The sequence below is a fragment of the Cohnella sp. GbtcB17 genome (assembly GCF_019091135.1).
GTDB lineage: Bacteria > Bacillota > Bacilli > Paenibacillales > Paenibacillaceae > Cohnella.
The window spans coordinates 23,075-35,930 of sequence record NZ_JAGXJW010000012.1; the positions used below are offsets into that span (position 1 = coordinate 23,075).

13 protein-coding genes are annotated in these 12,856 nt (G+C 62.5%); 4 read left to right on the forward strand and 9 right to left on the reverse strand.

Going from position 1 to position 12,856, the window contains the following annotated elements; translation table 11 throughout:
- Positions 1-3: 3 nt before the first annotated feature.
- Both KVT38_RS08505 and KVT38_RS08510 read right to left on the reverse strand, forming a co-directional pair.
- Positions 4-798 (reverse strand): ABC transporter permease, encoded by a 795-nt coding sequence (locus KVT38_RS08505; RefSeq protein ID WP_217593271.1) that lies wholly within the window; start codon positions 796-798, stop codon positions 4-6.
- Positions 795-1,892, reverse strand: coding sequence for an ABC transporter ATP-binding protein (locus KVT38_RS08510; RefSeq protein WP_217593272.1), 1,098 nt, complete (start codon positions 1,890-1,892; stop codon positions 795-797). Before KVT38_RS08510 ends, KVT38_RS08505 begins: the two co-directional genes overlap by 4 nt.
- 114 nt (positions 1,893-2,006) lie before the next feature.
- Here KVT38_RS08510 and KVT38_RS08515 point away from each other — a divergent pair, with 114 nt between their 5' ends.
- Positions 2,007-3,026, forward strand: coding sequence for an LCP family protein (locus KVT38_RS08515; protein ID WP_217593273.1), 1,020 nt, complete (start codon positions 2,007-2,009; stop codon positions 3,024-3,026).
- A gap of 90 nt (positions 3,027-3,116) precedes the next feature.
- Complete coding sequence (locus KVT38_RS08520) at positions 3,117-4,451, forward strand: glutamate-1-semialdehyde 2,1-aminomutase (RefSeq protein WP_217593274.1); 1,335 nt, start codon at positions 3,117-3,119, stop codon at positions 4,449-4,451.
- Between the two features lie 325 nt (positions 4,452-4,776).
- Here the strand turns inward: KVT38_RS08520 and KVT38_RS08525 are convergent, their stop codons facing one another.
- Positions 4,777-5,145, reverse strand: a complete 369-nt coding sequence (locus KVT38_RS08525; RefSeq protein WP_217593275.1) for a winged helix-turn-helix transcriptional regulator — start codon at positions 5,143-5,145, stop codon at positions 4,777-4,779.
- A gap of 139 nt (positions 5,146-5,284) precedes the next feature.
- Between KVT38_RS08525 and KVT38_RS08530 the strand changes: the two genes are divergently transcribed.
- Both KVT38_RS08530 and KVT38_RS08535 read left to right on the forward strand, forming a co-directional pair.
- Positions 5,285-6,160, forward strand: coding sequence for an alpha/beta fold hydrolase (locus KVT38_RS08530; protein ID WP_217593276.1), 876 nt, complete (start codon positions 5,285-5,287; stop codon positions 6,158-6,160).
- A 17-nt stretch (positions 6,161-6,177) separates the two neighbouring features.
- A complete protein-coding gene (locus tag KVT38_RS08535) occupies positions 6,178-6,690 on the forward strand; it encodes a dihydrofolate reductase family protein (protein ID WP_217593277.1) in 513 nt (170 codons plus the stop codon).
- A gap of 87 nt (positions 6,691-6,777) precedes the next feature.
- Here KVT38_RS08535 and KVT38_RS08540 read toward each other — a convergent pair whose 3' ends face one another.
- The 6 genes from KVT38_RS08540 to KVT38_RS08565 all read right to left on the reverse strand — a co-directional run bounded on the left by KVT38_RS08540 (position 6,778) and on the right by KVT38_RS08565 (position 12,728).
- Complete coding sequence (locus KVT38_RS08540) at positions 6,778-7,104, reverse strand: hypothetical protein (protein ID WP_306795302.1); 327 nt, start codon at positions 7,102-7,104, stop codon at positions 6,778-6,780.
- Positions 7,105-7,212: 108 nt separating this feature from the next.
- Complete coding sequence (locus tag KVT38_RS08545) at positions 7,213-8,049, reverse strand: inositol monophosphatase family protein (protein WP_217593278.1); 837 nt, start codon at positions 8,047-8,049, stop codon at positions 7,213-7,215.
- A gap of 136 nt (positions 8,050-8,185) precedes the next feature.
- The gene (locus tag KVT38_RS08550) at positions 8,186-9,004 is read right to left on the reverse strand and encodes a sulfite exporter TauE/SafE family protein (RefSeq protein ID WP_217593279.1); all 819 of its coding nucleotides are present in this window, start codon (positions 9,002-9,004) and stop codon (positions 8,186-8,188) included.
- Positions 9,005-9,341: 337 nt separating this feature from the next.
- A complete protein-coding gene (uvsE, locus tag KVT38_RS08555; RefSeq protein WP_217593280.1) occupies positions 9,342-10,385 on the reverse strand; it encodes a UV DNA damage repair endonuclease UvsE in 1,044 nt (347 codons plus the stop codon).
- Positions 10,386-10,543: 158 nt separating this feature from the next.
- Positions 10,544-11,734, reverse strand: coding sequence for an N-acetylglucosamine-6-phosphate deacetylase (nagA, locus tag KVT38_RS08560; protein WP_217593281.1), 1,191 nt, complete (start codon positions 11,732-11,734; stop codon positions 10,544-10,546).
- A complete protein-coding gene (locus KVT38_RS08565) occupies positions 11,724-12,728 on the reverse strand; it encodes an ROK family protein (RefSeq protein WP_217593282.1) in 1,005 nt (334 codons plus the stop codon). The genes nagA and KVT38_RS08565 overlap by 11 nt, the downstream gene beginning before the upstream one ends.
- Positions 12,729-12,856 lie beyond the last annotated feature (128 nt).

The following is a 12,856-nucleotide window of genomic DNA, read 5'->3' on the forward strand; positions in this document are numbered from 1 at the left end:
TTGTCAGCCTCCCTGCACGAACAGCCGGCGACGCGCCGACCGCCACATGAGCACGATCGGAATGATGAGGACCGCGAACCAGCCGATTTGGATGAGCAGCGCGTGCCACGTCTCGGCGTCGCTCGTCCTGCCCGTGAACACCGAGCTCGGCAAATACGTGATCGCCTGGAACGGCAACCAATCCATGGCGGCCCTCCCCCATGCAGGGAAAAAGGCGATCGGCACCACGACGCCGGACAGCAGGTCGACGAGCACCCGTTTCATGCGCATGAGCCCCTCGTTGTTCTCGACGAAGAAGGCGAACAGGCCCGTCAAGATATTGAGCTGCGTATTGATCAGAAAGCTGAACCAGATCATGATAAAAAACACGATCCAGCGCATCGGGTCAGACGGCAGCGTCACATGGAAAAGCAGCGTGGCCAGAATCATCCCCGGCACCATGAACAGCAGCAGGCGAAACACGCCCTCGCCGAAGCCCTGCATCATTTTCACCATTAAATAATTGATCGGACGCGTCATCTGCACCGCCACGCTGCCGTCCCGAATCTCGTTCGAGATCTCGCGGTCCAGGTTGTTGAAATAAAACGCGCGCGCCATCCAGGACACAGCCACGTAGGTCGTCATCTGCTCCACGGTAAAACCCGCCAGCGTCTCCGCATCGCCGTAGATCGCTTTCCACAGGAAGTAGTACGCGCCGATGTTAATGGCATAAACGATAATGCCGCTATAATAATTAACGCGGTAAGCGAGCATCGTCAAAAAGCGGATGCGAATGAATTCGAAATAAGCGGCATTCACGGCTTGATCGCCTCCGCCTGTGCGGTCGGCTGCGAACTGTCGCCGTCAGAACCGCCGATGCCCGAACCGCCTTCGGCAAGCACCTCCGCCGGCGTCTGCGCGCTGCCCGTCCGGTAAATCTCGCGTACGATCTCCTCGGTGTTCGTCTCGATAATCTTGATGTCGCTGATCTCCATCGTGCCGACGACGCGCGACAGCACCTCGGACACGTTGATCTCGAGCGGAATCCACACCGTCGCGGTAAAGGCGTCGCCCAGACTCCATTTTACGTCCATGCCCTCCGTCAGCGCGGCCAGCTTATCCGCCCGCACGGCGTCGCCGAACGTGAAGACGACCTCGCGGCCTTTGCCCCAGCGCGTCTTGAGCTCCTCCAGCCCTCCGTCATAGATAATACGTCCGTCGTCGAGCATAATAACGCGGGAACAGAGCGCCTCGATGTCCTGCAGGTCGTGCGTCGTGAGCAGGATGGTCGTGCCGCGCTCCCGGTTGATCCGTTTCAAAAACTCGCGGATCTCCGTCTTCACCACGATGTCGAGGCCGATCGTCGGCTCGTCGAGGAACAGGATCGACGGGTTGTGCAGCAGCGCCGCCGCCAGCTCGCAGCGCATCCGCTGCCCCAGGCTCAGCTTGCGCACCGGCCGGTTCAGCAGCTCGCCGAGCGACAGCGTCTCGACGAGCTCGTCGAGCAGACGCTTGAAGTCGTTTTCGCCGACGCCGTACACCTTGCGCAGCAGCCGAAACGACTCGATGACGCCGATGTCCCACCACAGCTGGCTGCGCTGGCCGAACACGACGCCGATGCCCTGGACGAACTTCTCCCTTTCCTTATGCGGCACGAAGCCGTTGACCTTGATATGCCCGGACGTCGGGACGAGGATGCCGGTCAGCATCTTGATCGTCGTCGACTTGCCGGCGCCGTTCTCCCCGATATAGCCGCAAATCTCGCCCTGCGGAATCTGGAAGCTGATATCCTTGACCGCGGTCACTTCCGTATATTCGCGCTTGAAAAGGTCCCGAAGCGCACCGCCGATGCCTTCGCGGTTTTTCTGAACGTTGAACTGCTTGCGCAGATCGCGTACGTCGATGGCTAACATTCCATATTCCTCCGTAATTCGACTTTACTTGATTCGAGTCGTGCGGGAACTATATAATTCAATATGATATCTTACAGGAGATTGATCTTAACGTAAAACGAAGGGAACATGAGGATGCGCAGCCAGCCGCGAAAAAAGAGAAGGTGGCCCCTCTACACGGGTCTCTCCATATTAGTAATCGTAATCGGCTTTGCCGCCTGGTACTTTTACAATACGTATCACGCGCTCGACCAGCTCGACAAGCCGAAGGAAGACTCGATCTTCAGCAACATTCCGGAGAAACCGGAGGAGCAGCCTCCCGAGTGGACGGGCACCGAACGCGTCAACGTCCTGCTCATGGGCGGAGACAACAGAGGGCTCTCCAAGGGGGAAACGCCGCGCTCGGACTCGATGCTCGTCGCATCGTTCGACCCGACGACAAAGAAGGTGCATCTCTTCTCGATCCTGCGCGATACGTACGTGAAGATACCGGGTCACGGCTCCGACCGGCTTAACGCGGCGCTCTCGATCGGCGGGCCCAACCTGTCGATGAAGACGATCTCCGAATTGACCGGACTTGATATTCAGTATTATGTGTACGCGGATTTCCAGGGCTTCATCAAGCTGGTGGACGCGATCGGCGGCGTGGACTTCTACGTGGAGAAGGACATGGACTACGAGTCGGCCGCGGACAAGCATATGTTCGACATTCATCTTAAAAAGGGGCAGCAGCACCTCGACGGCGATCATGCGTTGCAGTACGTCCGGTTCCGGCACGACCGCCTGAGCGACTACACGCGCACGGAGCGCCAGCGTGCCTTCCTCGGCGCGGTCGCAGACAAGCTGCAGTCCGGCTGGAACCTGATCAAGCTGCCGACCATCCTCAACCAGGTCGTGCCTTATATCGAGACCAACATGTCGGTCAACGACATGTGGAAGCTCGCCAGCCTCGGCTACAAGTCGCACCAGGCGGGCTCCGCTCAGTTGCCGCCGATGGACAACCTGGTCGAGCAGACCAAAGGCGGCTCGACGATCGGCATCCGCGACGAGGACAAGCTCCGCGAGTACATCCAGGAAGTGCTCGCTTCGGATACGTCCGCGGCGTCGCCTTCGCCGTCCGGCTCCGCGTCTCCTTCGTCGAGCGCAGCGCCATAACCGACCTTACCGGGGACCGCCGAATCGGCGGTCCCTTGACGTTTCCGCACCTAACCGCCCTTATCCCATTCGCTCAGGAGGTCACCGTACATGTCCGATTTGAATCAACCATCGAACGTAAGACCCGAATCCGCCCGCCTCTACGAGGAGGCGCAGCGCCATATCGTCGGCGGTGTCAACAGCCCGTCGCGCTCCTTCAAGGCCGTCGGTGGCGGCGCCCCCGTGTTCATGCAGCGCGCCGAAGGCGCCTACTTCTGGGACGTCGACGGCAACCGCTACCTCGACTACCTGGCCGCATTCGGCCCGATCATCACCGGCCATGCGCATCCGCACGTTACATCGGCGATCGTCCGCGCCGCGCAGAACGGCACCTTGTACGGCACGCCGACCGAAGGCGAGGTGACGCTCGCGCGCATGCTGAAGGAAGCGATCCCGTCGCTCGACAAGGTGCGCTTCGTCAATTCCGGCACCGAAGCCGTCATGACGACGATTCGCGTCGCGCGCGCGGCCACCGGGCGCAACAAGATCGTCAAGTTCGCCGGCTGCTACCACGGCCACTCAGACCTTGTGCTCGTCGCCGCGGGCTCGGGTCCGTCGACGCTGGGCATCCCCGACAGCGCGGGCATCCCGGTCAGCATCGCGAGCGAAGTGATCACGGTGCCGTTTAACGACACCGAAGGGCTGCGGCTCGCGCTCGAAGCTTGGGGCGACGACGTAGCGGCCGTCATGATCGAGCCGATCGTCGGCAACTTCGGCATGGTGATGCCGAAGCCGGGATTTCTCGAGGACGTGTGCCGCATGGCGCGCGCGGCCGGCGCGCTTGTGATCTACGACGAGGTCATCACGGCGTTTCGGTTCCACTACGGCACGACGCAGACGTATGCGGCGGCGTTCCCCGACCTGGCCGCGATCGAGCCGGACCTGACGGCGCTCGGCAAAATCATCGGCGGCGGCCTGCCGATCGGCGCCTACGGCGGCCGCGCCGAAATCATGGCGCAGGTCGCGCCGCTCGGCCCCGCCTACCAGGCGGGCACGATGGCCGGCAACCCCGCCTCCATCGCGGCGGGCATCGCCTGCCTCGAAGTGCTCCGCGAGCAGGGCGTCTATGCGCGCATGGAGGTGCTCGGCACGCGGCTCGCCGACGGCCTGCGCGAATCCGCGGCGCGTCACGGCGTGCCGCTGACGGTCAACCGCATCGCAGGCGCGATCTCGACGCACTTCTGCAACCACCCCGTCACCAACTACGACGAGGCGCAGGACACCGACGGCGAGCGCTTCGCGGCGTTCTTCCGCGAGATGCTGTCGCGCGGCATCTATCTGGCGCCGTCGAAGTACGAGGCGTGGTTTCTGACGACCGCGCACACGGAGGCGGACGTTGACAGGACGCTCGAGGCGGCAGACGCGAGCTTCAGGGCGATCAGGTAGATTGCCGGGAGCGAAGGGAAGTGCGGGCTTGGCGCGGGGCGCGGAGCTTTGCAGCATGCGAGTTTGGCGCCGGCGTAAGGCGCGAAGCTTCTCCGGCCGGCGGGTTTGGCGCGCAACCGCACATTTTTTGTGCGGTTCTGGCGCATTCGGCGCCGGCGTACGACATGGAGCCTTGCGTCCATGAGGACATGATGCGGAACCGCACATTTTCTGTGCGGTTCTCGTGCTTGCAGCGCGGGCGTGCGGCATTGAGCCTTGCGTTTATGAAGACATGATGGAGAACCGCACATTTCTTGTGCGGTTCTTTTTTGCGCAGGCATTCGCCTTATTCGGACGCCGCCGCGCCGAGGGATGCCTCCGCTTCCGGCTCGGCTCGTTCGCAGGGCGCCTCCGCTCGCGCCCATTCGCTCATCGCGGCGAAGATGGGCTGCAGCCTGCGGCCGCTGTCCGTGAGCTCGTATTCGACGTGAAGCGGCACGCCGGGATAAAGCGTTCGCGTCACGATCCCCTTCTCTTCCAGCATCCGCAGCCGGTCGGTTAATGTCTTCGGGCTGATCGGATGGAGCGATCGCCTCAGTTCCCCGAACCGCTTGACATCGTTGAACAGGTCGCGCAGCAGCGGCAGCGTCCATTTTCCGTCCAAAATTTCCAGCAGCGGTTCGATCGTGCCTTGGCATGCTTGATCGGGTTTCATCGGCTATCGTCCTCCGTAGTTCATTTTATGAAACTATTGCACTTAAATGTAACTACTTTTCAAATGTACCATAGGCCATTAAGCTATGTACAGGGTTGATCGAGCGCGCGATCGACAACCGGGAAAGGAGGGCGTGAGCATGCAAAAACCATTCGAAGTCGATCCCGCGGAGTATCCGTTCGAGGATCGGTGGCTGCCGTATCGGGGCGGCACGATTCATTACGTGGACGAGGGCCGGGGACAGACCGTTCTGCTCCTGCACGGCAATCCCACCTGGTCTTATCTTTATCGCAACGTCATCAAGGCGCTGCGCGGAGAGTGCCGCCTGATCGCGTTGGATTACCCCGGCATGGGGATGTCTCGCGCACCGTCCGGCTATGGCTATACGCCTCAGGAGCATTCTGAGGCGCTCGGCGAGCTGATCGCGTCGCTCGGTCTGACGGACATCGTCCTGGTCGTTCAGGACTGGGGAGGTCCGATCGGTTTGAATTATGCGGTACGCAACAGGGATAACGTGCGGGGCATCGTGCTCATGAACACGTGGGCATGGCCCGCCAAGCTGACCGCGATGAAGCTCTTCTCCATCGTTATGGGCGGCTGGCCCTTGGGCTACTGGCTGCAGACCAGGCGCAACTTTTTCGCGCGCAAGATTCTGCCGAGCGGTATCCATCAAGCGAACAAAGTAACAAAGACGCTCGCAAAAGCCTACACGGATCCATACCCTACGCCGGCATCGAGAATACCGACCTGGGTGTTCCCCCGCAGCATCCGAAAAGCGCGGAAATGGCTCGCCGGCATCGAAGCCGGGCTTCCGGCAATTGCCGATCTGCCCGCCCGAATCGTCTGGGGGGCGCGCGACAGCGCGGGGTTCCCGCTTGACGAGATGCGAAGATGGCAGAGCTACCTGCCGAACAGCGAAGCCGAGATATTGGAGGACGCATCGCACTACGTCCAGGAGGACCGGCCCGATCGGGTCGCGGCTAGCATTAGGAGCGTCATTGAACGAATTCAATAACAATCGGAGGTTCGACTATGAAAACCATTCTATGGGCAACGTTGACTGCAAACGGAAATTACGCGCAATCGGGTCCTGAAAATCCCCCCAAACCGGAGGCGCTGGCCGACTTCGCCGCGCAAGCCAAAGCAGCGGGCAATTTCATCGTAGGCCGGCGGACATACGAGGCGATGGCGGGCAACGGCGGCGGAGGCGGCCCGTTCGCGGATCTCGACATCGTCGTCGTCTCCGCAAGCGCAAAGGAGTTACCGGGCGCCAAGATCGCGAGTTCGCCTCAAGAGGCGCTAGATTATCTTCGAGACAAGGGGCATTCGACCGCGCTTTTGTCCGGCGGAGGCGCGCTTCATCAAGCCTTTCTCGGCCAAGGCCTCGTCGACGAGCTTATCTTCAACATTGCTCCCGTACTGGAGGGAAAAGGACTAAACATTCTGCTCGACCAAGAGAAATATGCCTTCCAAGAAGTATCATTAATCGATTCCAGACCGCTCGAAGGCGGCGTCGTACAGCTGAGGTATGCGCTGGCGCGATAAAAGGCTGCCGCACGGCCTGAATCCCGCGCATCCCCAAAAACGCACGAAAAAAAGACGACCCCAGGGCCGTCTTTTTTCGTTGCCTGCTCATTCGGACTTGCCGTGTGCGTCGTACCGCCCGTCCGCTTCTTTTGCCAGCTTGCGGTAGGCCGCCGTCTCTTCGGCGACGGGGTCGCGCTCCGTCTGGATCCGAATCTCCCATCGCGGAGACAGGCGCGCGAGCGCTTCCTCGTTCGGGTCGCCGGTTGCCGGCTCTCCTTCGGTCAGCTGTCTCACGAGCTCGGCCTCCGCGCCGGACATGAACGCCGCTTCGTCGTCCACGTACTCCTCCGCCGCACGCGCAGCAAGCCCTTCCGTACGCTCGGGCAACGGCTGCGATTGGTCGAATCTTCCGTCCGATCGGTCGTCGCGCATCGTTGTCGCACTCCTTTCTTCAGTAGCATGATCCTTACGCCCTACTCTCATGTACCCCAAGCGGGATCGAATGCTTAAGTGTGAAAACGATACTGCGCGCACGCATACTTAGGCGTCCGCAAGCGCCTTCAACAATTCGTCGTGAATGAGGCCGTTGCTCGCAGCGATATCGCGCACGCCGAGCGAGTAAGGCTGGCCGTTCTGGTCGGTGACGACGCCGCCGGACTCTGCGATCATCAGCGCGCCGGCAGCCAGATCCCAGGCGTTCAGGCCGACTTCCCAGAAGCCGGTAAGCCGTCCCGCGGCGACGTAAGCCATGTGCAGCGCGGCAGAGCCGGAGCTGCGGATGTTGCGTACCTGCGGCGCGATCGCCAGCGTCTGCTTCAGGTTGCGCGGGAGCGCGGAGAGATGGTCCGCCGGGAAACCCGTCGCCAGCAGGCTTTGCGCGAGCCCTGGCTCCGCGGATACTTGCATCCGTTTACCGTGTACGTACGCGCCCTTCCCCTTCTCGGCTACGAACAGCTCGTCTCGCGACGGATCGTAGATGACGCCGACGATCACTTCCCCACGATAGGCGAGCGCGATCGATACCGAATAGAACGGGAACCCGTGCACATAATTGGTCGTGCCGTCCACCGGGTCCACGATCCAAAGATACTCGCTGCCGCCCATCTTGGCGATCGACTGCGCCGACGCCTCCGGCCCGGGCTCGACACCCTCCTCGCCCAGAAACGAGTGCGTCGGATAATGCGTCGCCACCAAATTGCGGATCAGGCGCTCGGAGCCCTTGTCCACTTCGGTGACGAGATCGTGCTTCGAAAATTTAAGATCGGGCGCCGCGAACTGCCCGATCCTGCTCTTGATCCACTCGCCCGCTTTGGAAGCGCAGTTGATCGCGACGGCCGTGAAGCTCTTGCCCCCGATCGTATTCGTATTGTCGCTCATATCCTCATCCCTCATTAAGCATTATGAATTCGTAGCGCCAGGACCGCTTGTCTACCGTTGATCTCTCTACTTATACGCGAAGCCGTCGCCGAGCGTTCCGGCGCTTGGCCCCGCCTTATTAAGGAAGGGCTCCGTGTCACATCTCGCTGGCGCCCTTAAAGATGAGATATCCGGCCATGATCAGCAGAGTCACGCGCAACAGCCACATAAGCTGCGGCCCCGACAGCCTCGACGCGATGACCGCGCCGACGCGGCCGCCGATGAGCGCACCGGGCGCAAGCGCCAAAAATAGCGGCCAATCGATGTTTCCGTTCCACAGGTGCACGGTGCTGCCCAATATCGAGGACAGGAAAATGACGAACATCGAGCTTGCCGTAGCAACATGCGGCGGAAACCTGAACAAAATAACCATGATCGGCACGAACAGCGAACCGCCGCCGATCCCGAACAAGCCCGAGCACAGTCCGACGGCGAAGCCGATCGTCAGCGCGAGCGGCAGGTTGTAGCCGTATTCGTGTACGGCGCCGGAGCCGTCTCTGAACGATCGTTTGATCGGCCAATCGATGCGCAGGGGCTTCATCCGCTCTCTGGCCAGCATCAAGCCGAACATCGCGAGCATGAACAGGCCGAACGCCAGCTGGAACGGCCCCTGCGGAATATAATCGGTCACAAGCGCGCCGACCATGGCGGCGGGTCCGCTCGTAATGAAGAATAGCCACCCACTGCGAAAATCGACCTTCCCTTGCTTGCGATACGTCCAGGTGGACGTCAAAGCGGTGAAAATCAGCACGGCGAGCGACGTGCCCACCGCCGTCTGCGACGATACTTCCTCGCCCAGCAAGCTCGGCCCCAGCAGCACGAGCGAGGGCACGATAATGATGCCGCCTCCCAGCCCGACGATGCTGCCGAACAGCGCGGCGACGATGCCGATCAATACGAGGATAATCGTAGCCAAATGCAAATCTCCTATTGGTTCTTGTTGGGTTGAATTCACTTTATTATACCTGTACCTGCACCGGAAGCGAAGTCTCGGTTATAGAGAGGCCTCAGAACGTCGGCCGGCTGCTCTCGTTCGTCTAAACGCCGCGCTGCCGGACCCGAGAGGCGCTATTTGAGCGCAATACGCTGAAATAGGCCGATTCGCGGACACAGCGGACGTTATTGACCACAAAGCGGGACTTTTTAACCCCGTTCAGACCAAATAAGAGCATGTGGGTCCGCCAACCTCTCCGATCACGCCCCATGCGCCAAAATAACGCCTGTACGGTCCATGCCGACTGTCTCAACAGCCTTCACGCCTCGATCTCCACGCTGGCCCCGTCCACGATCCGAATATCCCCGGCACCGCCCTCGGCGGCTGCGCGGAGCTCGTCCATCAGCTTGAACAGCGCCTCGTCCTTGCGCTTCGCCTCGATCATCACGTCGACGGCCGGCGTCGAGCCGGCGATCGCGCGCAGAAACGAGAGCAGCGGCTCCAAGGAGACGTGATCGGCATGCCCACGCGGATCGGTGGCGCTTTTGGGCGTTGAGACGTGAATCTTCGGCGGCAGCGCCGCTTGCAAAGACGCCTCCGCGACAGCGCCGCCGGCCTCGCGCTGAAGCCCGTTCCACCCGTAATCGCGCCAAGTGCGCTGTACCCGGTCCCAGAGCGATTCGGGCGCGATGGCGTCCGGGTTGTTGACCGCATGATGGTGAATGTCGAGCACCATCGGGACGCCCGCCGCCTCGCTGATCGCGAGCGTCTCGGCCGCCGTAAACGTCTTGTCGTCGTTCTCGAGCGTCATCCGCCGGACGATGCGAGGCTCGAGCGCGCCGAACTGCGCCAGAAACCGCCGGCCAGCCGCGTCTTTGTCGCCGTAAGTGCCGCCGACGTGGATGTTGCATGTCGCCCGCTCGTCCAGCCCCATCAGCTCGAACATCCGCACATGATGGTTCAAGTCCTTGATCGAATTGCGCAGCACCTCCGGCCGCGGCGTGCTGAACACGGTGAAGTGGTCCGGGTGAAACGAAACGCGGATGCCCGTCTCCCTGATATAGACGCCGAGCGCGGCGAAGTCGTCCGCGAGTATCGCGTAGGGGTCCCAGTCGGCCAGCGCGTCATGCGTCGCGAGCGGAACGAGCTTGGACGTGAGCCGGTAAAGGTGGATGTCCGAATATTTGCAGTGGCTGAGCAGCCGCTGCGTATGCTGCAGGTTCTCCTGCGCGATGCGAGCGAGACGGAGCAGCGCGCCTTCGCGGTCCGGCAGCTTGCTGAAATTGGTGTAGGTCATCGTGCGCGACGGGGATGCGTTCTCCAGCAGCACGGACATGGCGACAAAGCCGAACCTGACGAGCACGGAACCGCCTCCTTTTACCATGAAGTGTACCCCGCGCGGACGCCGCCCACCCATGCAATAGCTATTTATGCGTAAAAAAACGCCACCCCGCCAAGCATCGCTGCTCGAACGGAGTGACGCGAACCTGAGAGGAATGTCGCAATTTTCGATGCGGGACCTCATCCGATCGGACTGTCGGCCGCCTTCTTCGCATAGACCTGCCGGCCCCGCACATAGGTGGACTGCAGCTCCAGCGCGCCGTCCAGCACGAGAAAATCGGCGTCCATTCCCGCCTCCAGCCTCCCCTTGCGCCCCGATACGCCAATCTGCCGGGCAGGCACTTCCGTGAGCGACGGCAGCACCTCCGCAAGCGGGCGGCCGGTGAACCGCAGAACGTTGCGCAGCGCCTGCAGCATCGTAAGGCTGCTGCCCGCGAGGCTCGAGCCGTCCTTCAGCCATACCTGTCCGTCCTTCATCGTCGCTTCCCCGTATTCGCCGTCGGGCAGTCCCGCGCAGTAGACGGCGTCGGTGATGACGCACACGCCGCCCGCGCCCTTGACGTCGTACAACAGCTTGACCGCGTCCGGATGGACGTGAATGCCGTCGGCGATCAGCTCCGTCGTCAGCTCCGGGCAGATCAGCCCGGCGCCGGCCACGCCCGGCTCCCGGTGGTGAAACGGGCTCATGCCGTTGAAGTGATGCGTCGTCTGCGTCGCCCCCCGCTCAATCGCCTCGCGCATCTGCGCGAGCGTCGCGTCGGAATGGCCGACGGACACGGTCACGCCCGCCCGGGTCAGGCGCTCCGCGGCCTCGATGCCGCCTTCGATCTCGGGCGCGAGCGTGACGAGCCGGATGAGTCCGCCCGCCGCCTCGAGATAGCGATCCAGCTCGTCCGGATTCGCCGGACGGATATTCGCCTTGTCCTGCGCCCCGCAGCGGATCGGGTTCAAGAACGGTCCCTCCAGATGAACGCCAAGCAGCTCGGCGCCTTCGAGCCCCCGCCCGGCGGCCGCGACGGCGCTGCGCAGCGCGTCGAGAATTCGCCCTTCGGCCGCCGACTCCGTCGTCGCGAGAAAAGAAGTCGTGCCGTTCGCCGCATGGAACAGACTCATCCCGTTCAAATCTTCGTATGTCGCGTTCATCGCCTGCCAGCCGCCGCCGCCGTGAACATGCTGGTCGATCAACCCCGGGATGACGGTTTTCCCGCCCAAATCGAGCACCTGCACCCCGACAGCCTCCAACTCCGCGCCGCCAACGGCTTCGATACGTCCGTCGGCGCCGATCAGCATACGTCCGCCTTCAATCGCGCGGCCGCCCGCGTAGATCAATCCGTTTATCGCCAGCAGACGCCGGCCGTCGCTACTCGTCATGTTCGCCGCTCCTTTCCTTCGTCCAATTGTCGATCGCGAAGCGCACGGCGCCGACGAGGCCGGCCTTGTCCTGCAGCTTGCCGGGTACCACGGCCGGACGCCACTCCGTCTCGGGGATGTGCGCGGCCAACTCGTCGCGGATCGGCTGCAGCAAATAGTCGCCCGCCGCAGCCACGCCGCCCCCGACGATGATCATCTGCGGATCGACGGCAAAGGCGAGCGCGGCCAGTTTGCGGCCGAGCGCGCGGCCGACGAACCCGAAGATGTCGGCGGCGACGGCATCGCCCGCTTCGCAAGCCAGGAAGACGTCATACGCGGTAATCGGATGCCCGACCTCCGCCAGCGTCGTTAGCTTGCCTTCCCGCACGGCCGCCTCTGCGAGCCGCGCGATGCCCGGCGCCGAAGCGATCGTCTCGAGGCAGCCCCGCTTGCCGCAGTTGCACGGCTCGTCCCAGCCGTCCACGCGATCGTGCCCGATCTCGCCGGCGAGCAGACGACTGCCCCGCAGCAGGACGCCGTCCATCAGGATGCCCGCCGACAGCCCCGTCCCCACCGTGATGCACACCAGGTCGGCGCAGCCTTCGCCCGCCCCCGCAATAGCTTCGCCCAACGTATAAAGCCTGACGTCGTTGTCGATATAGACGGGCGCGCCCAATCGGCGGCTCATCTCCTCCGCGAACCGCACGTTTTTCCAGCCCATGTTCGAGGCGTCCAGCGCCATCCCGCTCGCGGTATCGACCCAGCCGGGCACGCCGAACCCGGCGGCCGCGATCTCGCGATAGCCGTGCGCAAGCGCGAGCGCTCCGATCTCAAGACCCAGCCGATCAATGAATTCGGCGGGCTCGGACGTCGGGCGGCGCGGATCCGCGCGCATCGTCGCGATTCGCCGCTCGCCGAGCGGCAGGCCGTCCTCGTCGAAGAGGCCGATCACCGTGTTCGTCCCTCCGATATCGACGCCGATAAAGGCCGCGCCTGACTTTCCCACCTTCGCCATCCGTGAACACCTCCGTCGCGCGATCGCCAGTATCATTTCCATAGTAGAACGAATCGGGCGTCCGGCAAACGGGCCGATCTTAATTTATGCTGCGGGACTTTTATCCTTCGATCTCCCGCAGCTGCGCG

Coding starts and splice junctions, on each gene's coding strand:
- KVT38_RS08510 (WP_217593272.1), bottom strand. CDS start 1,892: ATGTTAGCCATCGACGTACGCGATCTGCGCAAGCAGTTCAACGTTCAG.
- KVT38_RS08515 (WP_217593273.1), top strand. CDS start 2,007: ATGCGCAGCCAGCCGCGAAAAAAGAGAAGGTGGCCCCTCTACACGGGT.
- KVT38_RS08520 (WP_217593274.1), top strand. CDS start 3,117: ATGTCCGATTTGAATCAACCATCGAACGTAAGACCCGAATCCGCCCGC.
- KVT38_RS08525 (WP_217593275.1), bottom strand. CDS start 5,145: ATGAAACCCGATCAAGCATGCCAAGGCACGATCGAACCGCTGCTGGAA.
- KVT38_RS08530 (WP_217593276.1), top strand. CDS start 5,285: ATGCAAAAACCATTCGAAGTCGATCCCGCGGAGTATCCGTTCGAGGAT.
- KVT38_RS08535 (WP_217593277.1), top strand. CDS start 6,178: ATGAAAACCATTCTATGGGCAACGTTGACTGCAAACGGAAATTACGCG.
- KVT38_RS08540 (WP_306795302.1), bottom strand. CDS start 7,104: ATGCGCGACGACCGATCGGACGGAAGATTCGACCAATCGCAGCCGTTG.
- KVT38_RS08545 (WP_217593278.1), bottom strand. CDS start 8,049: ATGAGCGACAATACGAATACGATCGGGGGCAAGAGCTTCACGGCCGTC.
- nagA (WP_217593281.1), bottom strand. CDS start 11,734: ATGACGAGTAGCGACGGCCGGCGTCTGCTGGCGATAAACGGATTGATC.
- KVT38_RS08565 (WP_217593282.1), bottom strand. CDS start 12,728: ATGGCGAAGGTGGGAAAGTCAGGCGCGGCCTTTATCGGCGTCGATATC.